The sequence below is a fragment of the Limosilactobacillus caviae genome, from assembly GCF_014635905.1.
GTDB lineage: Bacteria > Bacillota > Bacilli > Lactobacillales > Lactobacillaceae > Limosilactobacillus > Limosilactobacillus caviae.
This window is the reverse complement of sequence record NZ_BMDS01000001.1, coordinates 397,181-418,598: the sequence shown is the minus strand read 5'-3', so window position 1 is coordinate 418,598 and position 21,418 is coordinate 397,181. Positions and strand designations below refer to the sequence as shown.

22 protein-coding genes are annotated in these 21,418 nt (G+C 38.7%); 14 read left to right on the top strand and 8 right to left on the bottom strand.

Going from position 1 to position 21,418, the window contains the following annotated elements:
- Positions 1 to 81: 81 nt before the first annotated feature.
- The gene (gene nrdI, locus IEU90_RS01725; protein WP_153709209.1) at positions 82 to 549 is read left to right on the top strand and encodes a class Ib ribonucleoside-diphosphate reductase assembly flavoprotein NrdI; all 468 of its coding nucleotides are present in this window, start codon (positions 82 to 84) and stop codon (positions 547 to 549) included.
- Positions 550 to 642: 93 nt separating this feature from the next.
- Here the strand turns inward: nrdI and IEU90_RS01720 are convergent, their stop codons facing one another.
- The gene (locus IEU90_RS01720) at positions 643 to 1,068 is read right to left on the bottom strand and encodes a VOC family protein (protein WP_153709210.1); all 426 of its coding nucleotides are present in this window, start codon (positions 1,066 to 1,068) and stop codon (positions 643 to 645) included.
- A gap of 168 nt (positions 1,069 to 1,236) precedes the next feature.
- Between IEU90_RS01720 and IEU90_RS01715 the strand changes: the two genes are divergently transcribed.
- The 5 genes from IEU90_RS01715 (at position 1,237) to IEU90_RS01695 (ending at position 8,208) form a co-directional block, all read left to right on the top strand.
- Positions 1,237 to 2,415 (top strand): CynX/NimT family MFS transporter, encoded by a 1,179-nt coding sequence (locus IEU90_RS01715; RefSeq protein WP_153709211.1) that lies wholly within the window; start codon positions 1,237 to 1,239, stop codon positions 2,413 to 2,415.
- A gap of 285 nt (positions 2,416 to 2,700) precedes the next feature.
- Positions 2,701 to 4,182: a glucose-6-phosphate dehydrogenase gene (zwf, locus tag IEU90_RS01710; RefSeq protein ID WP_153709212.1), complete on the top strand. Its 1,482-nt coding sequence runs from the start codon at positions 2,701 to 2,703 to the stop codon at positions 4,180 to 4,182.
- A gap of 144 nt (positions 4,183 to 4,326) precedes the next feature.
- Complete coding sequence (gene gnd, locus IEU90_RS01705) at positions 4,327 to 5,763, top strand: NADP-dependent phosphogluconate dehydrogenase (RefSeq protein ID WP_188357638.1); 1,437 nt, start codon at positions 4,327 to 4,329, stop codon at positions 5,761 to 5,763.
- Between the two features lie 108 nt (positions 5,764 to 5,871).
- The gene (locus tag IEU90_RS01700) at positions 5,872 to 6,138 is read left to right on the top strand and encodes a hypothetical protein (RefSeq protein ID WP_163704797.1); all 267 of its coding nucleotides are present in this window, start codon (positions 5,872 to 5,874) and stop codon (positions 6,136 to 6,138) included.
- 123 nt (positions 6,139 to 6,261) lie between these two features.
- Complete coding sequence (locus IEU90_RS01695) at positions 6,262 to 8,208, top strand: sugar MFS transporter (RefSeq protein ID WP_153709215.1); 1,947 nt, start codon at positions 6,262 to 6,264, stop codon at positions 8,206 to 8,208.
- Positions 8,209 to 8,422: 214 nt separating this feature from the next.
- On the opposite strand, the gene IEU90_RS01690 is transcribed toward IEU90_RS01695, so the two are convergent.
- On the bottom strand, positions 8,423 to 8,887 hold the full coding sequence (locus IEU90_RS01690; protein WP_153709216.1) for a universal stress protein: 465 nt from the start codon (positions 8,885 to 8,887) through the stop codon (positions 8,423 to 8,425).
- A 214-nt stretch (positions 8,888 to 9,101) separates the two neighbouring features.
- Here IEU90_RS01690 and IEU90_RS01685 point away from each other — a divergent pair, with 214 nt between their 5' ends.
- Positions 9,102 to 9,581, top strand: a complete 480-nt coding sequence (locus tag IEU90_RS01685) for an Lrp/AsnC family transcriptional regulator (RefSeq protein WP_153709217.1) — start codon at positions 9,102 to 9,104, stop codon at positions 9,579 to 9,581.
- 48 nt (positions 9,582 to 9,629) lie between these two features.
- Here the strand turns inward: IEU90_RS01685 and IEU90_RS01680 are convergent, their stop codons facing one another.
- Positions 9,630 to 10,934, bottom strand: a complete 1,305-nt coding sequence (locus tag IEU90_RS01680; RefSeq protein WP_163704794.1) for a dicarboxylate/amino acid:cation symporter — start codon at positions 10,932 to 10,934, stop codon at positions 9,630 to 9,632.
- A gap of 249 nt (positions 10,935 to 11,183) precedes the next feature.
- Here IEU90_RS01680 and IEU90_RS01675 point away from each other — a divergent pair, with 249 nt between their 5' ends.
- Complete coding sequence (locus tag IEU90_RS01675; RefSeq protein WP_153709218.1) at positions 11,184 to 11,795, top strand: DedA family protein; 612 nt, start codon at positions 11,184 to 11,186, stop codon at positions 11,793 to 11,795.
- A gap of 54 nt (positions 11,796 to 11,849) precedes the next feature.
- Here the strand turns inward: IEU90_RS01675 and IEU90_RS01670 are convergent, their stop codons facing one another.
- Genes IEU90_RS01670 through IEU90_RS01660 form a run of 3 tightly spaced genes read right to left on the bottom strand, consistent with a single transcriptional unit; the run spans position 11,850 to position 15,534 of the window.
- Positions 11,850 to 12,842, bottom strand: a complete 993-nt coding sequence (locus IEU90_RS01670; protein WP_153709219.1) for a LacI family DNA-binding transcriptional regulator — start codon at positions 12,840 to 12,842, stop codon at positions 11,850 to 11,852.
- Positions 12,843 to 12,877: 35 nt separating this feature from the next.
- Positions 12,878 to 14,329, bottom strand: coding sequence for a UDP-glucose--hexose-1-phosphate uridylyltransferase (locus tag IEU90_RS01665; RefSeq protein ID WP_188357637.1), 1,452 nt, complete (start codon positions 14,327 to 14,329; stop codon positions 12,878 to 12,880).
- A 26-nt stretch (positions 14,330 to 14,355) separates the two neighbouring features.
- On the bottom strand, positions 14,356 to 15,534 hold the full coding sequence (locus IEU90_RS01660) for a galactokinase (protein WP_153709221.1): 1,179 nt from the start codon (positions 15,532 to 15,534) through the stop codon (positions 14,356 to 14,358).
- Between the two features lie 194 nt (positions 15,535 to 15,728).
- On the opposite strand from IEU90_RS01660, the gene IEU90_RS01655 reads away from it, so the two are divergent.
- The 4 genes from IEU90_RS01655 to IEU90_RS01640 are packed head-to-tail and all read left to right on the top strand — an operon-like array spanning position 15,729 to position 18,288.
- Positions 15,729 to 16,697 (top strand): SGNH/GDSL hydrolase family protein, encoded by a 969-nt coding sequence (locus tag IEU90_RS01655; protein ID WP_188357636.1) that lies wholly within the window; start codon positions 15,729 to 15,731, stop codon positions 16,695 to 16,697.
- Positions 16,698 to 16,726: 29 nt separating this feature from the next.
- A complete protein-coding gene (locus IEU90_RS01650; RefSeq protein WP_153709223.1) occupies positions 16,727 to 17,509 on the top strand; it encodes a tyrosine-protein phosphatase in 783 nt (260 codons plus the stop codon).
- Positions 17,510 to 17,543: 34 nt separating this feature from the next.
- Positions 17,544 to 18,050, top strand: a complete 507-nt coding sequence (locus tag IEU90_RS01645; protein WP_153709224.1) for a YbhB/YbcL family Raf kinase inhibitor-like protein — start codon at positions 17,544 to 17,546, stop codon at positions 18,048 to 18,050.
- 13 nt (positions 18,051 to 18,063) lie between these two features.
- The gene (locus tag IEU90_RS01640) at positions 18,064 to 18,288 is read left to right on the top strand and encodes a hypothetical protein (protein ID WP_153709225.1); all 225 of its coding nucleotides are present in this window, start codon (positions 18,064 to 18,066) and stop codon (positions 18,286 to 18,288) included.
- 55 nt (positions 18,289 to 18,343) lie between these two features.
- On the opposite strand, the gene IEU90_RS01635 is transcribed toward IEU90_RS01640, so the two are convergent.
- Entirely contained in the window at positions 18,344 to 18,670 is a 327-nt protein-coding gene (locus tag IEU90_RS01635) for a hypothetical protein (protein WP_153709226.1), read from the bottom strand.
- Positions 18,671 to 18,691: 21 nt separating this feature from the next.
- Positions 18,692 to 19,810, bottom strand: coding sequence for a hypothetical protein (locus IEU90_RS01630; protein WP_153709227.1), 1,119 nt, complete (start codon positions 19,808 to 19,810; stop codon positions 18,692 to 18,694).
- Between the two features lie 105 nt (positions 19,811 to 19,915).
- On the opposite strand from IEU90_RS01630, the gene greA reads away from it, so the two are divergent.
- Positions 19,916 to 20,413, top strand: a complete 498-nt coding sequence (gene greA / locus IEU90_RS01625; protein WP_153709228.1) for a transcription elongation factor GreA — start codon at positions 19,916 to 19,918, stop codon at positions 20,411 to 20,413.
- Positions 20,414 to 20,661: 248 nt separating this feature from the next.
- On the top strand, positions 20,662 to 21,414 hold the full coding sequence (gene pnuC / locus IEU90_RS01620) for a nicotinamide riboside transporter PnuC (RefSeq protein WP_188357635.1): 753 nt from the start codon (positions 20,662 to 20,664) through the stop codon (positions 21,412 to 21,414).
- Positions 21,415 to 21,418: the final 4 nt, after the last annotated feature.

The following is a 21,418-nucleotide window of genomic DNA, read 5'->3' as shown; positions in this document are numbered from 1 at the left end:
TATTTAGCACCAGATTCCACTAAAATAGTCTTTGTAAATTTTACAATCAAATTAAATCTAATTTAGAAGGAAGAAAAAAATATGGCACCAATGAATATTATTTATATCTCACTTGAGGGAAATACCCGTTCCTTCTTAACGCGGATGCAAGGTTATGCTAAACAGCAGCACAGTATTAGCGCTGACCGACCATTACTCGAATTAAAGGAAGTTAGCGATCAGACCATTCCTGCTGACGAAACAGAACCATTTTTCGCTTTTGTTCCTACATACTTAAATGGGGGAAATGGGATTGATTCTGGCTTTACCGAAATCATGACAAACGCATTGGGAGAATATATTTCTTACAACGACAACGCTAAGCAATGCATCGGTGTCGTTGGTAGTGGTAATAAAAACTTCAACGAACAGTACTGTCTAACTGCCCGTAAGTATTCACGAGAATTTGACGCACCATTTCTCGCTGATTATGAATTACGGGGAACATCTCAAGATATTGAAAGAATTTACACTATTCTTTCTAAACGTTGGAGCGAAATTAATGCTTAAAAAAAGGGACTTGGAAAAATAAAATTTTTCTAAGTCTCTTTTTATCTTAATATAGCAGGAAATTGGGAACTAATTCATTCTCTTTTACACCTGTTATCCCTGTTTACTAGCACTTATCAGCCAGGTTATCCCGTACCTATCCACTATTTGACCCATCACATTACCTAATACCCAATCACCAAAAGGCACCGTAACTCGTTGATTTTCAGAGTTTGCCAAACGATTAAACAAATCTCGTGCTTTATCTTCCTCATTCTCAAAATCAAGTAAGATCGAAATCAAAGTAGATGTCTGGGGATTTCCCATCGTCGCATCTGCACAAATAATCTTTTGACCCGCAATTAAAAATTCACCGCGCAACGTTGTCCGATTTAACTGGTCAATCGGCAGTCCGAGGTTCTCTGCTTGTTCCTTAGTTAAGGGTTCGTGATATGTAATTTGAGCGCCAAATTCTTGCTCGTAATAAGACATGGCTTCCTTAGCATTTTCAAATGTCAGGTATGGGTATATCGCCGTCATAGTGTTCCTCCGAAAAAATATTCACTGTTGATTATATGTTTTGAATCGGTTTCAGTCAAACTGGTTCTTAAATTGGATTAGCCACTTCTAACCGTATATTAATCATAACTGAAAGAACATTATGATATAATTGTCTAGTCTATTATCAGGCCGATATAAAATGAAAGGATGAATTTTTTGGAAAAAGTCAAAAAGCATAGTCCGTTGTTAATCCTTGGCTTATTGCTCCTCGGTGTCTGCATGCGTATGCCGATTACAGCAATCCCTTCTGTTGTTAAAGACATTGCAGGCACATTTAATGTTGAAACAACCAGCCTCGGAATCTTAACAACAATTCCATTACTTTGTTTTGGATTATTATCTTCTCTTGTCTCTACCCTTGCTCAACGGATCGGTAATGAATTAACAATTGAATTAGCAATGATTTTAATGTTTGTTGGTTCATATCTCCGAATTTTAAATTTCTCATCGTTAATGATTGGGACAATTTTAGTAGGGGCAGCGATTACTTGTATTAATGTATTATTACCCGCAATTATTTCCGATAAGCTGCCTAACCGTATTGGTAGTGTTACGGGAATGTACAATGTTGCTATGACCCTGTTTGCAGCAATTGGTGCTTATGCTATTACACCAATTACTCACGCTACAAGCTGGGAAACCGCTGTGATTATCATTAGTATCATCGCCCTAATTGCAGCAGTCGTTTGGGCACCTAACCTACGATATAATCAACGAGCTGCTAGTGATGATACTGCTAACGAGCCTGAAACAAATATGTGGAAAAATGCTAATGCTTGGTGGTTGCTTTTGTTCTTCGGGGGACAATGTTTTGTATTCTACAGCATTGTTGCATGGCTGCCAACAATTGCAATGGATGCCGGCTTATCCAGCGACCAAGCAAGCCTAGTAGCTGGATTACTACAGCTATTCTCAATGCCGTTTGCATTCTTGGTACCTGTAATCGCTACTAAGATGAAAAACCGTCAGCCTATTATGCTATTCGCAGGTATCGTTTCACTTATTGGGACGGGGATGATGTTCTTCCCTGTTAATTCCTTTGTCTATTATGCATTTGTTGCGCTTTTCCTTGGAATGGGTACAACGACAACATTTGTCCTTGCCATGACCCTATTTGGACTTAAGACAAAGAGCGCTGCTGATACGCGGAATCTTTCGGGAATGGTTCAATCAATTGGTTACTTGATTGCAGCATTAGGACCAATTGTAGTTGGTAACCTATATTCTCAAACCCATAATTGGATTGCTAGTTTAATTGTAATTGCAATTGCTGCTATCTTCTTTACAGTTTGTGGAGTTATCGCAGAACGGAAACAATTTGTTTAACTTTTTGAAGAGCGTCTAATTAGCTCTTCTTTTTCTTTTTTATTAGGTTTTTAGCAATTAGCCCAATTAATCACAAATTTATTTTAAAAGTTTTTTGATCTAGACCACTTATTGATAATCGCTTGCCAACCACTGATTAATAAGCCATTTATCATCAATGGTCCATTTAGCTTTTCTAAGAATTCATCTCAGAAAACGTTTCCTTTACTAGTGCAGATTGTGCTTTAAGAGTATATAATTGTCACGGTATAAGAATTTTCTGAAATTTCAGAAGGAGTGAACATTTTGGCTACAGAAAATAAGGCTGTCATTACATTATTTGGTGCTACTGGTGACCTTGCAAAGCGTAAACTTTATACTGCTTTGTTCAAGTTATATCAAAAAGGCTACCTAGCTGACCACTTTGCATTATTAGGAACTTCACGTCGTCCATTAACTGACGAAGAATTCCAAAAGATTGTTCGTGAATCAATTAGTAACATTCCTGAAACTGAGAATGGTCAAGCAGATGCATTCTCAAAGCACTTTTTCTACAAATCTCACGATGTTACTAAGCCTGAACACTACGAAATTCTCAAGCAACGCCTCGCTGAATTAGATGAACAATTCGGTACTGAAGGCAACCGCCTCTTCTACATGTCAATGGCCCCACAATTCTTTGGTACTATTGCACTAAACTTGAAGAAGCAAGGATTATTAACTGACAATGGCTTCAACCGTCTTGTTATTGAAAAGCCATTTGGACGTGACTTTGAATCTGCTAAAAAGCTTAATGATGAATTGTCACAAACATTTAGCGAAAATCAAATCTTCCGGATTGACCACTACCTTGGTAAGGAAATGGTTCAAAACATTCAAGCATTACGTTTTGGTAACACAATGATTGAATCTCTCTGGAATAACCGTTACATCGACAACATCCAGGTAACATTAAGTGAAAAGCTTGGTGTTGAAGAACGGGCTGGTTACTATGACCAATCTGGTGCTTTACGTGATATGGTACAAAACCACATCATGCAAATCGTTGCCCAATTGGCAATGGAACAACCTGTCGCATTTACTGATGCTGATGTTCGGGTTGAAAAGATTAAGGCGCTTCGTAGTCTTCGTCTTTATACTCCATCCGAAGCAGCTGCTAACTTTGTTCGTGGACAATATGATGCTGGTGAAGGGACTAACGCTTACCGTCATGAAGATGGCGTTGACCCAGAATCTGGTACTGAAACATTTGTTGCTGCTAAGTTAATGTTTGATAACTATCGTTGGTCTGGTGTACCATTCTACGTTCGGACTGGTAAGAAGTTAGCTGACAAATTTACTCGTATTGACGTTGTCTTCAAGAAACCATTAATCGATATTTTTGCCAACCCTCGTTCTGAAAGTGATCAATCCCTTAACTCTAACGTATTGACTATCTTTGTTGAACCTAACTCAGGTTTTGCAATTCAATTAAACGCCAAGCGCGCTGGGCAAGGTTTCACTACTGAACCCGTTGACTTACAATTCTTACAAAGTGATTCTGACAAGAAGGAATCTCCAGAACCATACGAACGTCTCTTCCACGATGCACTTGAAGGAAACCACACTAACTTTGCTTCATGGGCAGAAATTGCTTACGCATGGAAGTTCGTTGATGTTATTCGGAAACTTTGGGACATTGAAAAGCCTCAATTCCCTAACTACACACCAGGTTCAATGGGACCAGCAGCTTCAGATGAACTGTTAGCCCGTGATGGTCGTAAGTGGGTTTACCGTTTAAATCATTAATCATTTCAAGCAATTTATAGTATTTTTACTGTAAATTGCTTTTTTATTTATAAAATTTGATGTTTAGCGTTTGCACTATCACCAAATTTTGTTATAATCGAGGTTGTGAAATATATTACATAAGTATTGAGGAGAGTGACTTTAATGTCTGATCAAAAAGCACAAATTGGTGTTGTTGGTTTAGCTGTTATGGGTAAGAACCTTGCACTTAACATCGAAAGCCGTGGCTTTACTGTAGGTGTATACAACCGTCACCGTAACCGGACTGACGATATGATGCGTGACCACAGTGACAAGAAGTTAGTACCTAGCTACACTATTAAGGAATTCGTTGACTCACTAGAAAAGCCTCGTCGGATTCTTATGATGGTTAAGGCTGGTAAGCCAACTGATGCTCTTATCGACGAATTATTACCATTGCTTGACAAGGGTGATGTTCTAATCGATGGTGGTAACACCAACTTCCACGATACCATGGCTCGTAACGCCAAGTTAGACAAGTCTGGTATTAACTTTATCGGAATGGGTGTTTCCGGTGGTGAATTAGGTGCCCTTCACGGTCCATCACTTATGCCTGGTGGTCAAAAGGAAGCTTACGACTTAGTTGCTCCAATCCTTACTAAGATTGCTGCTAAGGCTGAAGAAGACGGCAAGCCATGTGTTGCCTACATCGGACCAAACGGTGCTGGTCACTACGTTAAGATGGTTCACAACGGTATCGAATACGGTGATGAAGAATTAATCGACGAAAGTTACAACATCATGCGTAACGTATTAAAGATGCCTGTTGACGACATTGCTAAGACCTTTGCTGAATGGAACAAGGGTGAATTAAGCAGCTACCTTGTTGACATTACTGCTGATATCCTTACTCGTAAGGATGACCTTGGTGACGACAAGAGCAAGCCTATCGTTGATATGATCCTTGACCGTGGTGCTAACAAGGGTACTGGTAAGTGGAGTTCAATGACTGCCCTTGATGATGGTGCTCCTCAATCAGTTATTACTGAAGCTGTTTACGCACGTTACATCTCAATGATGAAGGACGAACGTGTTCAAGCAAGCAAGGAATTACCAGTTGACACTGAAGCTGTTTCAATCGACAACAAGGAAGAATTAATCGAAAAAGTACGTCAAGCACTTTACTTCGGTAAGCTTATGAGTTACGCACAAGGATTTGAACAAATGCGTATTGACTCAGAACGTTACGACTGGAACCTTAAGTATGGCGAATTAGCACAAATCTGGCGTGCAGGATGCATTATTCGTGCACAATTCTTACAAAACATCACTGATGCCTTCACTAAGAACCCAGACTTGAAGAACTTACTCCTTGATGACTACTTCAAGGACATTGCTAAGAAGTACCAAAAGGCTATTCGTGACGTTGTTGCCCTTGCTGTTAAGGCTGGTATTCCTGTTCCTTCACTTAGTGCTGCTATTAGTTACTACGACTCATACCGTTCAGAAGTGCTTCCTGCTAACTTGCTTCAAGCTCAACGTGACTACTTCGGTGCTCACACTTACGAACGTACAGACCGTCCTGGTAACTTCCACTACAGCTGGTACGAAGAACAATAATCAAATAATTTTTGATTTAACGACTGAGAGAAATCTCGGTCGTTTTTTAGTTTTAAATTTCTTAACAAGCAGCCTAAATAGTGTTTTGATTAAATGGGAGATGATTTTATGAATAAAGTATTTATGAACGGTTATTATCAAGGTGTTGTTGAAACGGCCCCTGCTACCCTTTCTGCCGCTAAAGTAGAACAATTAGCAGTCACAATGACAATCCTCCATCTACGTCTTGCTGGTGAAAGTGTTACTACTATTCATGACTTCTTAGCAAACGATATTCATGCTGATCCGCGAATCATAAATAAATATATTAATTTAAGCGCTAACAAGTTAAAATTTTCGCAGGCACAGGTAATGCAATTGGCCTTTAAAGAATAATTTTTTTCATATTAACCCTCTTTTTCGTAAAACTTTACTAAAATTACATTGACTTTTCCTGTGAAAACGCTTACTATTATGGCTGTAAGATATTTTATGTTGTTGTAGAAAAGGGGAGTTAACATGGATACGAAAATTGATACTGCAAAAAAAGATCCACACGTTGTCCGCTCTCGCCTTGCCTATTCTTTAGGTGCATTCGGACATGATGCTTTCTTTGCACTACTTTCTACCTACTTTATGATGTATGTTACCGGTCACTTATTTACCACTAATGATAAAGCCTTCGATAATCGAATGGTTGCTTATGTCGGTGGTATTATCATGACTTTACGGATCGTTGAATTATTAATTGATCCGTTAATCGGAAACGCAATTGATCGAACTAACACTAAATGGGGTAAATTTAAACCATGGGTTGTTGGCGGTGGTATTATTTCAGCCATTTTACTTGCAGCCTTATTCACACCACTAGGAGGATTGAACACAAGCAATCCTATTCTATACTTAGTTGTATTTGCTATTATTTATATCATTATGGATGTGTTCTACTCCTTTAATGATGTTGGTTTCTGGTCAATGGTCCCAGCGATGTCTTTTGATTCACATGAACGTGATAAAATAGCAACATTTGCCCGGGTTGGTTCAACAATTGGTGGGCAGATCATCGGATTTGTTATCATGCCAATGGTTCTATTCTTCTCGATAAACCAAAATGGTGGTACTGGTGATGACCGTGGTTGGTTCATCTTTGCCGCAATTGTTGCTGCAATTTCAGCAATTACTGCCATTGGTGTTGGGCTATTTACTCACGAACAGAAATCATTACTTCGTGAAAATAAAGAAGAAACTAAGCTTAAAGACATTCTCCATATTCTAATCAAGAATGACCAGCTTTTAGCTATAGCAATGTCCTACCTATTCTTCACAACTGGACAAACCTTGTTAAATAGTTTTGAACTTTATTACTTCACTTATATTTTAGGTGACGCCAAGGCCTTCTCAATCCTTGGTGGTCTAAACACAATCGTTGGTGTAATTTCTGTTTTTGCCTTCCCGCTCTTCTCTGGAAAGATTGGTCGTCACAAGTTATTCTATGGCGCTGCCTCCATTGAAGTCCTTGGTGCCTTAATTTTTGCCTTTGCTGGTAAGTCATTAGCATTAGTTTTGCTTGGGGCTGAATTATTCTTTATCCCACAACCAATTATTTTCTTAGTTGTGCTTATGACTATCACCGACTCAGTTGAATATGGTCAACTTAAATTAGGTCACCGTGACGAATCACTCACCTTATCAATTCGTCCATTACTTGATAAATTTGGTGGGGCTGTTGCTAACGGGGTTGTTGTTATGGCTACTGTTGCCGCTGGTATGACCGGTGGTGCTACCGCTGCCACTGTCACAGCACATGGTGTAAATGTATTTAAGATTTACATGTTCTTAATTCCAATCGCTTTAATTATTGTTGGTATCATTATCTTTGTTCTTAAAGTTAAATTGGATGAAAAATCACATGCTAAGATTGTTGCTGAACTAGAACAAACTTGGGGTAAGCAATTTAATAACACTGACAACACTGCTAGTGAATCCACCCCTACTCCACAACCAGGTGTTACTAACATCACTTCACCTGTAGCTGGTAGCCTTGTTGACTTAAAGGATGTCAATGATGAGACCTTTGCTTCTGGCAACATGGGTAAAGGGTTTGCTATCACACCATCTGATGGTAAGGTTATCGCACCATTTAGCGGAACCGTACGAGCAACCTTCTCTACTCGTCACGCAATCGGTATTGAATCTGATAATGGTATTATGCTACTTATCCACGTTGGTATCGATACTGTTAAGCTTCGTGGTACAGGATTTATTAGTTACTTTGATAAGGATCAACACTTTGACAAAGGCCAAGAACTAATGGAATTCTGGGACCCAGCAATTAAGAAAGCTGGCCTTGATGATACTGTCATGGTTACTGTCACTAACAGTAAAGACTTTGATATTAAGCTCTTGAAAGACGCTGGTGATAAAGTGACGACTACTGATGTGGTTATGGAAGTCACTAAAAAATAATTAAATATCTTTCTCTGTCAAACGGGAGGAACTGCTCTAATTCGAGTGGCTCCTCCCGTTTATTATTCTTCATACATTCTATTCTAAGGCACAATCGTAAACTACAATTATTGGGTTTTCATGGGTGCTCACTAATGTTGTCAGCCGCAACAAGATATAAGAAAAGAGCTAATAGTAATTAATACCATTAGCCCTAATCTTTTTATATAAACAATTACTTAACTTGATCTACATCAGTCCGTACAACCAGAACATCAACGGGTGCGTTACGCTTTACGTATGATGTAACTGACCCCATCACTGCCCGTTGCATCCGTGATAATCCACTAGCACCGATAATAATCATGTCGTTGTGGTGATCACGAGGGAAGTCAAACGAAATGATAGTCTTTGGATTACCAAGACGAATGTGGATGTCAAGGTTATCAAAATCATCCTTATTCTTAGCATCCTTTAATAATTCATCAAGGTATTGCTTTGATTTGTCAACCAATTGGTACGCAATACTTCCATCTGACATACCAGCAAAATTATAAGCCATTGCTCGTGTATCAATAACATTTAAGATATCTATATGAGCGCCGTTTCGCTTGGCAATAGCGATAGCTCGGTGTAATGCATATTCTGATTCCTTAGAACCATCAACTGGAACTAGGATGTTTTGATATTCTTGATCCATAAGTTTGAACCTCCATTCAAACAACAAGTATATATTTACTTAAATTATACCATTTTTTTGAGGAAGGAAGTAATAGAAACTGAAATAATCATGCTTCAAACAAATTTTAATTAATTTATTATTTTATAAAATTTATACTATACATTAATCTTTAATTAGAGTACCCTTAGTATATCAAATATATCTTTAATTTTTGAAAGTGAGGCCGTACTAAATGGACAAGATCGACCGAAAGATTATTAATCTTCTTCAAAAAAATGCCCGCGCTTCTTTGAAAGAGCTCTCCAAAGAATGTTTTATTTCATCCCCAGCAATTGCAGCGCGAATTAATAAATTAGAAAAAAGCGGAATTATCACTGGTTATCATACAAGTGTAAACATGGAAAAAATCGATTTTCATGTTAAAGCTTTCATTCAAGTTCAACTTGAACCACGACAAAAGCAGGAGTTTTATCCGTACATTCAACAAATTCCGAATGTAATTGAATGTAATTGTGTAACCGGTGATTATTCTGAAATAATGGAGGTTGTCTTTCCCTCAACTACTGATTTAGACGATTTTATCAATACTATTCAACAACGATTTGGTAAGACTAGTACACAAATTGTCTTTAGCACTAGTGTCGAACATCGTGGTGTTAGGTTAGCATCGTCGCAAAATAATCTACCAGAAGAACAAAATGAACAAAAGTAGCATAAAAAAGCGAGGTCGAAGAATTTTTCTTCACCTCGTTTTTGAGTTTTATTTAGTTTCGGTCTTTGTAGAGGTCTCTTTTCCGTAATTATCTAAGTACGCATTATACTTTTCACGGTCAAGCGCACCTTCTGATTCACCAATAACAAGTGTAGCAATTGAATTACCAACCACATTAACGGCAGTCCGTCCCATATCAACAAACCGATCGATTCCGGCGATAAAAGTTAATCCCGCCATTGGAACACCAATCGTTGATACACTAGCAAGAAGGACAACAAACGAGGCTCCTGGTACACCAGCCATTCCCTTACTTGTAATCATCAATACAATTAATAAGGTAATCTGATGAGCAAGACTAAGATGGAGACCATAAGCCTGTGCTAAGAAGATTGCAGCTAATGATTGATAAATAGCAGATCCATCAAGGTTAAAGGTATAACCGGTTGGGATAACAAAGGCGGTAATTCCCTTGCTTACGCCCATCTCATGAGTCTTTCTCATCAATCGTGGCAACGTAACCTCAGAACTAGCAGTTGTAAATGCTAATACAATCTCATCAAGAATAGCTCGCATCGTCTTCCAATAACGTAAATGGAATATATGGGCGGTAATTCCTAGAACAACAACAATAAAAATAAGCATCGTCACGTATGCAATCAGAATAAATAATCCCAATGGCAGTAATGCACTGATTCCCATTTCAGCAATTGTCATTCCAATCAATCCAAAGACCCCAATTGGTGCAAACTTCATTACCCAATTAGTAACCTTGAACATAACTTCTGAAACACCATTTAATACGTCAATCAGAATTTTAGCCTTTTCACCAACAGCTGCAATACCAAGTCCAAAAAGAACAGAGAATAAGATAACAGGCATCATATCCCCATCTGACATTGCTTTAAAAATATTCGTTGGAATAATCGACAAAATCAATGGCCAAAATCCACTATTGTGTTCAGCTGACTTTGCAGTTGACATGTATTGTGAAATATCAGTCGCATGAAGTTTATGAATATCAATGAATGATCCAGGATGCGTAACATTAGCCATTACTATCCCTAAGATTAACGCAATGGTCGTCAAAACCTCAAAATAAATTAGAGTCTTTCCACCAATCCGTCCTAACTTTCTAATATCACCAATATTAGCAATTCCAACAGTCAAGCAAGAAACAACGATTGGCATTACGATCATCTGAATCAGCCGGATAAAGATTGTTCCTAAGCTCTGCATAACAGTGATGGCACCCTTATTTTGATAGAAAATTAATCCACAAATAATACCAAGGACTAGCCCGATCATAATCTGCCAGCCCATACTAAGGCGCCCGAAACGATATCGCTTCACTTTACATCAATCTCCCTTATGTAGTCTTATTATACTTTAGCACATTTTTAGCAAGATTTTAGCAAATTTTAAGATTTTATTCAATTAAAACCGAACACTTTAGAACTATCCCTAATGTTTCATTCACTTCAAAGCTATAAAGGATCATTAATAATTCGTAATTTTAACTAAAGAAAGGATTAATCTTCCCTGAAAGTTTTGCTAATATGATATCGTTATTAAAGACTATTAATTGAACAGGAGTAATTTATGAATGCTTGGATAACGGACTTTATTAATCAATTTGGGTACATAGCAATTGCCTTATTAATTGCCCTCGAAAATGTTTTCCCTCCGCTACCATCCGAAATTATTCTCACAATGAGCGGATTTATGACTACTACGACGACCTTGTCGATTATTGGCGTGATTAGCGCTGCAACCATTGGCTCATTGATTGGTGCGCTAATTCTATATGCAGTCGGTCGCCAATTAACAGTTGCACGACTTACACGGCTTCTCGATCATCGGTTATTTAAGACGCTCGGCTTTCATCATGACGATGCGCAAAAAGCAGTTAATTGGTTTAATAATCACGGCACCAGTGGTATTTTTTACGGGCGATGCATCCCCGTTATCCGAAGCTTAATTTCGATTCCTGCTGGGATTGCCCAAACCTCATTAGGAAAATTTTGCGTCTTAACCGTTATTGGAAGTGCCCTCTGGAATACAATCCTTGTCGTCCTCGGGGCATGGGTCGGCCAATCCTGGAATAAAATCGTAATCATTTTCAACGAATATACTACGATTGCTATTGGTATAATGGCAGTTATTTGTCTTTACTTTGCATATCGGTGGTATCAAAAAAGAATTAAGAAATGAAAAAAGCAAGGCGACTGAGAAGAGATTCCCGGTTACCTTGCTTTTTTAGCAGATTTAGCGAGTTGTCTGGCGCAGAATTAAGTGCGTTCCAACAACTGTTTTACATGGGTCATTACTAGGGTTTTGCAATCGTTTAATCATCATATCCACTGCTGTGTGAGCCATTTCATCCGTAGCTACATGAACCGCAGACATGCTTGGATAAACATATTTAACAATTGCAGTGTCATTAAAACTAATTAGCGCAATCCGATTAGGAACATTAATTTTGGCTTCCTGAATTGCTTTCAACGCACCTACTGCCATCGGATCATTTGCTATAAAAATCCCATGCGGCATTCGATCACCAAGCGTTGCAATTGCCTTCTTCATCGCATTATATCCTGACATCGAGGTGTAGTTGCCAGCAAATATAAATTCTGGATGATAGAGGTTTTGTTGACGTAAGGTGCTCTCAAAATAAAAGCGTCGCAAATCAGGAACTATTTGTTGGTCAGTTGTCCTTTCAGTCCCCGCCAACATTCCAATATCGTCTATTCCTTCATTGACAAATTCTGTAATAACAGAACGAACTGCATTTTCAAAATCAGGTACCAAGCAATCATATCCAGCTGCTAGACTATCATAATCAACAAATACAATATTAGAAGTTACTAGCCGCAATGCTTGTACTTGCGAGTCACTAAACTTCCCAATCGCGATGATGCCCGTAACATCGCGCGGGATTTCTTCCATATTGTTTTGATAAACTGGAACTGTTTGTAATCCCTGCTGTTGAGCTGCCCGTTCAATCCCCATTCGAATCGCCATGTAATACAAATCGTCTAATTCTTGAGTGAGAGAATACCACTGAACAACTGCCACGCGTTGCACCTGGTTGTTTCGTGCCCGCTTATGTTTAGTATAGTTAAACTCTTCAGCAGTGGCTAGCACCCGTTGACGCGTCTTTTCGTTTACAGAAAGAGTCACATCATTGTTTAAAATTCGCGATACTGTCGCAATCGATACCCCTGCTTTGTCTGCGATATCGTGTAATGTTACTGCCATTCTGCCTCAGTGCCCCTTTCTCTTTTAGGTTAAAACTATTTTAAGACATCAACGAACCGTTGCCAACCTTCTTTTCCGCTTGCATCGTCTTTAAATACACCGGCATTCTCTAAAACATTAGCAAATATATTGGCAATTTCCTGTTCCATTACCTCATCAACATTGTCTTCGGTAATCTTTACCTTTGATTGAACTTCCTTAGCCCACGGAAGGTGACTATCAGCAATCTTATTTTCAGCACCGAGCCAGAACTTCTTAACTTCATTTAATTCATTCTTAAGCCGTGCCGGAAGAATTGCTCGACCCATCACTTCAATCAAACCAATATTTTCCTTCTTAATGTGCCATAGCTTTTCGTGTGGGTGGAAGATGCCTAGCGGATACTTATCACTAGTATTGTTGTCACGCAGCACTAAGTCAAGAATAAACTTATCATCTTCACGGTGCATGATTGGCGTAACTGTATGGTGGCGTGTTTGACCATCAAACGCTTTAATATCAAGACTTTCATCACTATAATGATCCCAAACATTGATAATATGCGTTCCAAGATCAATTAATTGCTCCGTATTTGTACTTGTTAGCCGAATATCACTCATTGGCCAATTTACGATTCCGGCTTCAACGGCTGGATAATCATCAAATGCTAGTTTCTCTTTGATTGAAGCCTTCATCATTGGAAAGACATGCTTACCACCTTGATAATGTTCATGAGCAAGCATTGACCCACCGACAATTGGTAAGTCAGCATTACTACCGACAAAGTAAGCAGGGAGCTGTTTCTCGATTTCAACCAAGTTAATTAAAGTTTGCCGATTAATTTTCATCGGTTCATGCTTACTATCAAGAAAAATACAGTGTTTATGGAAATAAGCATATGGTGAATATTGGAATCCCCATTGCTGACCGCCAATTGTCATCCGAATAATCCGGTGGTTGCTCCGTGCGGCTTGACCAAGTCGTCCTTTATAACCTTCATTTTCCATACAAAGAGCACATTGCGGATATTTTTTAGCTGTATCATGAGCAGCGGCGGCAATTGCTTTAGGATCTTTTTCTGGTTTTGAGAGGTTGATCGTAATTTCAAGATTTCCATATTTAGTTGGCTTGTCAAAAACAACATTTTTCTTGATTGCTGCCACCTTAACATAGTCGTTACTGGTACAAAGATTATAGAACCAGTCAGTCGCTGTTGCCGGTGACTGTTGATACTTTTCCCAGAATTTATGATTAACTGCTGATGGCGTTGGTGTCATCAAATCGTATAATTGATCATTTAAAATCTCTCTAGCAGTCTGACCATCATCAATCTTGCCACGCTTAACGGCTAAATCAACTAATTGGCTAACAACCGGTTCATCGTCTTTTGCTTCAACATCTTCATCACCCACGAATCCGCGAATCTTATTTAAAATATAAATTCGATCAAGCGGTTCATACGTTCCACTGGCGATTACCTGATCAGCAAACTTTTCCATTAACTTCATTTTCTCATTCCCCCACTAAAATACTATTAAAGCTTATGTGGTCCATCAACAACTTCAGCATCATAGAAACTAGCGTCATAACCAATCTTGTCACGGTAAATTTTACCAACATTTTTCTTAAATTCATCGGCAGCTGACTTTTTAACAATGGCGATTGCACTACCAGCAAATCCGCCACCGACCATTCGAGCACCAAGGCAGCCTGGCTGACCCCATGCATTTTCAGCTAGTGTATCTAATTCTTTTCCGGTAACTTCATAATCATATTTAAGCGAGACATGAGAAGCATTGATTAACCGGCCTAATTCTTCAAGGTCACCCTTTTCCATTGCGTCAATGGCCTTCTTTGTTCGTTCGTTTTCACTAACAGCATGACGGGCACGGCGAATTAACGTGTCATCATTAATTAAGTAAGTGTATTGATCGAACGTATCGGAATCTAATTCACCAAGTTTAGTAATATTAAGTTTCTTATTAAGCCGGTTAACAGCTTCTTCACATTCTTGAACCCGCTCATTATACTTTGAACCTGCTAATGAGTGGTTCTTATTGGTACTCATAATCACGATTTCGTAGTCACCTAGTTCAAGTGGCAAGTACTTATATTCAAGGGTATTACAGTCAAGGTAAATTGCATTATTTTCTTTACCCATTCCAACCGCGAATTGGTCCATAATTCCAGAGTTTAAGCCGACAAAATCATTTTCCGTTTTTTGACCAAGCTTAACAAGTTCAATCTCATCAATGTCAAGGTTAAATTCATCTTTTAAGATATTACCCATCAGCATTTCAATTGATGCAGACGACGATAAGCCTGAACCATATGGAAGGAATCCATGAATGTATAAATTAAAACCATGGTCAATCTTAAAACCGCGTTGCTTTAAGTAAACCAGCATCCCTTTGAAGTAATTAACCCACTTCTCATCTTTTGCGCTTTGTGGTTCTTCATCATTAATATCAAAAGTAATAATCTTACTATCTTCTTCCTTGGCTGAGTTTGCCGAGTAGATAGCAACCGTTGTATCTTCACGCAGACCATATACTCCATACGTACCAATACTAATAGCACAAGGGAAAACGTGTCCGCCATTATAATCAGTGTGTTCCCCAATTACATTGATCCGACCTGGTGAGAAAAATACATCTTGTCCTGGTTCCTTAAAGACGTCTTGGTATTCAGCTAAAAATTGTTGCTTATCCATCAGAATAACCTCCATACATCAAACAAACATTAGTAAACTTTTACTAAATATAATTTACTCCTTTTTCACCCGCCCGTCAACAAGCGCTTTCAAATTAATGTTATCAATAAAGAAAACGTTTTCTATAAAATAAAAATAAATAGCCCCGTCGCCTGTCAAAATGCTACACTATTTAACATAGACGGAGGCTTTTTATGAAAAAATATATCCCAAAAGATTTAATTAAGCTTGCTTCGCGGACAGGTCGTTGGACGGTTAAAAAAATTAACAACACTTCCGCCTTGTATACAACCAATTTGGGTAGTTATCTACGTTTTAAAATTCAAGGAGCAACCAAGTGCTATGTGGAAGTTATCGCAAATCAAAACTTCCTTTCACCAAGCCAGGTTTTTGCTATTCGGATTGATAACGGGGACTGGCATCGCTATCAAGCTGCTTTAGGAAAAATCGCAATTTCTGTAAGCCCTGAATCACATATTATTGAGATTATGGCAGCTGGTAATACCGATATTGATGAAGTATGGACTGGTAATGAGGGCTTTGCGATCAAGGGAATTATTCTAAATCAAGGAAACCTTATACAATCTTCCAAACGGTCAATAATCAACTTTATTGGCGACTCTATTACTGCTGGATGCTGGGTTGCTGGTGACCATCCTTCATTTGATTATCGTCCCGAGAAAAATTATGCAGCCATTAGCGCTGATATCCTCAATACCGATAGCGTGCGAATTGCCTATTCCGCTGGCGGGGTATTACGTTCTGCCACTGGTGGCGTTCCTACTGCTAATAAGTTTTTAGCAAGAATCGATGCGCAAGACTTATGGACCCCTAACCGTCCTGATTTAACAGTACTTAACTTAGGTGTCAACGATCGCCGGTTCCCTGTAAAACAATTCATTGCCGCTTTTGACTTGTTTGTCCAACAAATCAAATTAACTTTTCCAAATACCCCGTTGACAATAATGATTCCATTTAGTCAAACTTTTGCCCAAGAAATTCGGTCAATTGCAGCTAATCATCAGTGTCCCATCATCGAAACAAATAGCTGGAAGCATAGTTTTACAGATGGATTACACCCCGATCAGCGAGGCGCCATTGCAGAAGGAAAAATGCTGGCAAAAGCTTTAAGTCCGCTTTTACATAAATCCAGTGTACAATAAAACTAAGAAATAATATGAGGAGGATTCCTATGGCTAACCAACGATTATTACCAATAAAAAATGGCTATAATTTCCGCGACCTAGGCGGCTATCCTACTAGCGACGGCCACACGACGAAATGGCAACGTCTGCTTCGAACTGGATCGCTCGCTCGATTGGGACAAGATGATTTAAAAGTACTAGACGCAATCCCGGTTACAATTGATGTTGACCTGCGTGCCCCTGATGAGGTAAAAAAGGCTCCTGACCGTGTTCCTGCTACTGCTGCTTACTATCATTTACCGGTTTTTGAATCAGATGAAACCGATGCATCGCACAGTGATGAGGAAATCGCTGCACAAATGCAGAAGCCGGGTAATGGATATCATCATATGATTGATGTCTACCAGCGAATGACAACTGTCAATTCTGCAAAGCAAGCATATCAAGATTTATTTAAGCTTCTATTAAGCAATAAACACGGTGCCTTGCTTTTTCACTGCACTGCTGGAAAAGATAGGACTGGAATGGCATCATTTCTTATCCTTAGCGCTCTAGGGGTAGAACAAAAAGTTATTATAGAAGATTACTTATTGACTAATACTGTTACCCAAGAGTTCCGAAATAACTGGCTACAAGAAATGCGGGATAACGGGGCTAGTGAAGAATTGGTAACGAATCGTGCCGCCCTTGCTTCTGTCGCACCTGATTATATCAATACCGCAATAAAAAATATTAATCAAAATTATGGAAATGTTGATCATTACCTTAATGAATATCTCGGGATAACTCCTGCTGAAATAAAAGAACTGCGGGAATTGTATTTAGACTGACCTAGATTATAATTGTTTATGAGGAGGGATTTTTATGCAAATCTCAGTACCATTAGTTAACGGAATGTTAGCCGATGAATATGGTAAATACGCGCCTGCAGCGGATATATTAGCTGATCACCCAATCAAGTCTTTCCCAATAAAGATTACAGACGCTCCTGCCGATACCAAAACATTTGCGATTGTATTTGTTGATTACGATTCAACACCTGTTTGTGGTTTCACGTGGATCCATTGGCTAGCAGCTAACATCCCCGGAACATTAACGGATATTCCTGCTAATGCTAGTCGAAACTTAGCCGCTCAATTCGTTCAAGGAAATAATAGTAATGCCGGTTCACTAGTAAATGGCGATCCACTTATTACCAGCGGCTATGTAGGTCCACAACCACCTGATAAAACTCATAACTATACCTTAATGGTGTTTGCCTTGGATGACACATTACCCTTAGAAAACAAGTACTGGCTTAATGATTTCATTCACGCCGCCAAAGGACATATTCTAGCAAAAGTACAAGTTGATTTACCAAGTCGTGCGTAAGGAGGAAATGACAATGGAAACAAGAATTTTCTTTAATCCTGGCGATTCAGTTGCTAACATTAATGATTACAATGAAGCAGTTCGGAAGGGCCAAATTTTCAAGCGCGAGCGTCGCAATGACGATCTTGTTATCGCAAAGGATCCTAACGATAAAGAATATGCTATTTTTTATGCTAAAGATGCTTTACCAGCTGAGCACAAAAAATCCAAGCCATATGAAATTAAAAATCGTCTTTAAAAAGAGAAATGACCAATGGAAATATTCCACTGGTCATTTTTTCTTTTATTAGGCTTTAACGACCACCAACAATTCTAGCCGTTTCCTCCTCGAGTCGTTCAATTAACGAGTCAGCATCCGTCTTAAAATCATTAACAAATGAATCTGACTGTGGGTGAACACGACCAGCCTCATTACCCATAACATCAGTAACAACTAAGTCATTTTCATCCCAGTTAACATCATCATAATGACCTTCAAGAGCTTCGTCAAAAAATGCTTGGAGTATATCCCGAACCGCATTTTGAATAACAGTTGTTTCATCAACCTGCTCACCGCGGACCTTGTGTTGAGCTAGTTGCATTGCTACATCTTCCATATTTTCTGGAATTTCAACGCTCATTACGGATTCCTCCTTTATTAATTACCGACGACGTAACTTGCGCCGGGCCTTTTTACTAAACTTAATACCTTGAAGCGACTTTTTCTTCCGCTTTAACTGCGAATCGGTATGGTCACTTACAGCCATTTGTTGCTGTTGCTTTTGTTGCATTTCACGTTGACGCTTAATTAAACGTTTCCGCTCATATTCACCCCATGGATTTAACAGGCCACGCATAAAGTCAGCAACTTCTTGCTTATGATCATCCATCCATGCTTCAGCCACATCTGCATCATCTGTATCGATTCCATTACTATTAATGAACGATAGAACTAATTGCGTTTCACGTTCATCACGATTTAATGAAGCAAGCATGTCTTCCGACGGTTGCATATTGGCAATTGCCTTTAAACCGAGCTTATACTGATCCATGTCAATATAATCATTTTGCTTCATATATTCAAATAATGCCTGTGCACTTGGTACAATATTATGAATCTGCTTTATTGAAATATGCGGATCCAATGGCATCATCATGCCCAATACCCGCTGTAAGTTACTGAAAGTCCACTGATCTGGATATTCAGCACATTCTTGAACCATTAATTCTAAGAACTCTTGTACAACATAATTCAGTTCGACATTATCCAATTCAAGGTTGTTAAAGTGCGGATCAGTCTTAATAGCTTGTTGAATATTTGCTAACAAGTCCTTAAATTTTTCAGGTGTCCATGTAACTTTTTCTTTAGCTGGAGTTTCCTGAACTGGCGCTGATTCTTCTTCGCGCTCTTCATCCCCGTGTAATTGGGCCCATGTCTTATGTGCTTTACGACATTCATTCATTTTTGTTCGTTGTTCTTCCATTGCCTTAACGACTTCAGCGAGATTATCAACTTTCAAAAATTCTTGGTAAGCACGTAAAACCGGAACAACCGCAATCCCAAATTGATTAGTTAATGATGGATCAGCGATAAATTCCCCGACCATGACCGCTTTTACTGCTTCTGGTGTCCAAGTAGTATCGGTCAAATGCTGATCATTTGCCATCTGGTTATTAAAACGAGTCAAAATATCCTGTGCATGTTTTTGCTGATTAGCAGATAACTGATGATAGTTGGACGAAGTAAGGAACTGGTCAATATGCTGTTCTTGTTCGTTCATTATCTATTGTCCTCCGTCTCCAAATTGAATTTTCCTTTCTATCATATCATAATTATATCTAGTAAATATAACTAGATTGTTAATACATAAGGAGATATTATACCAATGCAACGAAAAAAGATTCAAGAAGCAATGAAAAATGTCTATTTTCAAAAAATGACTGCTAATGGTTATCATGAAATTGAGGAACAAATTGCTGGATTACAAAAGCAGCGTCCAGCAAAAATAGAACAGTTAAAAGCTGCCCGCGCCCTTGGCGACTTATCAGAAAACACGGAATACAGTACTGCTAAGCGAGAACTTCGCCACCTCGAAAGCCGGCTGCGTTATCTCAACAAGCAGCTTCAATACGCTGAAATTGTGACTCCTAGCGATGATCATACTGTTGACCTTGGTACGACCGTCACAATTGAATTTGAAGATGATGATGAGCAAGAAATCTACCATATTGTTGGTAAGCAAGAAGCTGATATTGCTAAACAAAAGATCTCCTTCGACTCCCCGCTCGGTCAAGCCCTCCTTCATCAAACCGCCGGAACCATTGTAACCGTTGAAGCGCCACAATCATCATATCGGGTTAAGATTGTTAAAGTTGAGTTATAACATTGATAAGCTATTTTAGTTTCTTTAATATTACAGCAAAAATTTTTTAATTTATTATTTTCGGTAATAGGGTTAATCCCTCGCTGTTCAATTGCTCTAAGCAACTGATTAAACAAAATTTTAGGTATTGCATCTCTGATTTTGACCCGCTATACTATTAAACGTCGCTTTTTATAGCCACAACATATTGTGTTCTTAACTGATATAAAGCACAACTTATACAACATATAGTAGAGGGAGTTATATTGATGCTTAGCAATTATTTAAAATTTCTTGCCCACCAGTTAAAGGGCTGGCCACAACAAAACTATTACCTATTCTTTTTCAGTTTAGGCTGTCAGGTTATGACCTTAGTAAGTGCCCCGATAACATGGGTTACTGTCATTACTTTTATCGGTACCACGCCTGGTGTCCTTTGTGTTCTAGCAATTAATGCAGCAAAGTCAGTAAATGGTTTCTTAGGCATTTTATCAGCACTGTGTTTCATTATTGCTGGTTTTAGTGCTAAAAATTATTTAAGTATTGTTGAGCAAATCGCCTATGTTATTACCCTCGATTTACCAGTATTACTTTCTGCAAACTGGAACGTTAACATGGCTTCTAAGATTCGTAAGTTCAATGCCCGTTCATGGTCAATCGCTATTGTGGCAACCATTGCGGTATATCTCGTTTCAGGTTACTTGATTGGTAATTTAACTGATGATCCACGACCATGGATTGATGCAATTAGTTTCTCCATCAGTCTTTCTGCTGGTGTCATCTGTTTCTTACGTTTTAACAATCAATACTTCTGGTGGCTTGCATCCGGTCTTGCCCAATTAGTACTTTGGTTTGTTTCTTACAAGCAAGGTTCAGCTACTTTAGCAATGGCCGTTAATAGTTCAATCTATCTAATTAATGATGTTCTCGCCTTCACCATTTCACCATGGTATAACGAACGTGAACGTCAACGACTTAGTGAAGAAGAATCTGCCTATGCTAAAGAACTGGGCCTAGAGTAGTACA

Bases quoted from the DNA above. Each gene is read 5' to 3' on its own strand.
- IEU90_RS01715 (WP_153709211.1), top strand. From the start codon at position 1,237: ATGAATTTTTTGGAAAAAGTCAAAAAGCATAGTCCGTTGTTAATCCTT.
- IEU90_RS01640 (WP_153709225.1), top strand. From the start codon at position 18,064: ATGGAAACAAGAATTTTCTTTAATCCTGGCGATTCAGTTGCTAACATT.
- IEU90_RS01690 (WP_153709216.1), bottom strand. From the start codon at position 8,887: ATGGATCAAGAATATCAAAACATCCTAGTTCCAGTTGATGGTTCTAAG.
- IEU90_RS01720 (WP_153709210.1), bottom strand. From the start codon at position 1,068: ATGACGGCGATATACCCATACCTGACATTTGAAAATGCTAAGGAAGCC.
- IEU90_RS01700 (WP_163704797.1), top strand. From the start codon at position 5,872: ATGAATAAAGTATTTATGAACGGTTATTATCAAGGTGTTGTTGAAACG.
- pnuC (WP_188357635.1), top strand. From the start codon at position 20,662: ATGCTTAGCAATTATTTAAAATTTCTTGCCCACCAGTTAAAGGGCTGG.
- IEU90_RS01675 (WP_153709218.1), top strand. From the start codon at position 11,184: ATGAATGCTTGGATAACGGACTTTATTAATCAATTTGGGTACATAGCA.
- IEU90_RS01630 (WP_153709227.1), bottom strand. From the start codon at position 19,810: ATGAACGAACAAGAACAGCATATTGACCAGTTCCTTACTTCGTCCAAC.
- gnd (WP_188357638.1), top strand. From the start codon at position 4,327: ATGTCTGATCAAAAAGCACAAATTGGTGTTGTTGGTTTAGCTGTTATG.
- IEU90_RS01695 (WP_153709215.1), top strand. From the start codon at position 6,262: ATGGATACGAAAATTGATACTGCAAAAAAAGATCCACACGTTGTCCGC.
- IEU90_RS01670 (WP_153709219.1), bottom strand. From the start codon at position 12,842: ATGGCAGTAACATTACACGATATCGCAGACAAAGCAGGGGTATCGATT.
- IEU90_RS01685 (WP_153709217.1), top strand. From the start codon at position 9,102: ATGGACAAGATCGACCGAAAGATTATTAATCTTCTTCAAAAAAATGCC.
- nrdI (WP_153709209.1), top strand. From the start codon at position 82: ATGGCACCAATGAATATTATTTATATCTCACTTGAGGGAAATACCCGT.
- greA (WP_153709228.1), top strand. From the start codon at position 19,916: ATGCAACGAAAAAAGATTCAAGAAGCAATGAAAAATGTCTATTTTCAA.
- IEU90_RS01650 (WP_153709223.1), top strand. From the start codon at position 16,727: ATGGCTAACCAACGATTATTACCAATAAAAAATGGCTATAATTTCCGC.
- IEU90_RS01635 (WP_153709226.1), bottom strand. From the start codon at position 18,670: ATGAGCGTTGAAATTCCAGAAAATATGGAAGATGTAGCAATGCAACTA.
- IEU90_RS01645 (WP_153709224.1), top strand. From the start codon at position 17,544: ATGCAAATCTCAGTACCATTAGTTAACGGAATGTTAGCCGATGAATAT.
- IEU90_RS01655 (WP_188357636.1), top strand. From the start codon at position 15,729: ATGAAAAAATATATCCCAAAAGATTTAATTAAGCTTGCTTCGCGGACA.
- IEU90_RS01660 (WP_153709221.1), bottom strand. From the start codon at position 15,534: ATGGATAAGCAACAATTTTTAGCTGAATACCAAGACGTCTTTAAGGAA.
- IEU90_RS01665 (WP_188357637.1), bottom strand. From the start codon at position 14,329: ATGAAGTTAATGGAAAAGTTTGCTGATCAGGTAATCGCCAGTGGAACG.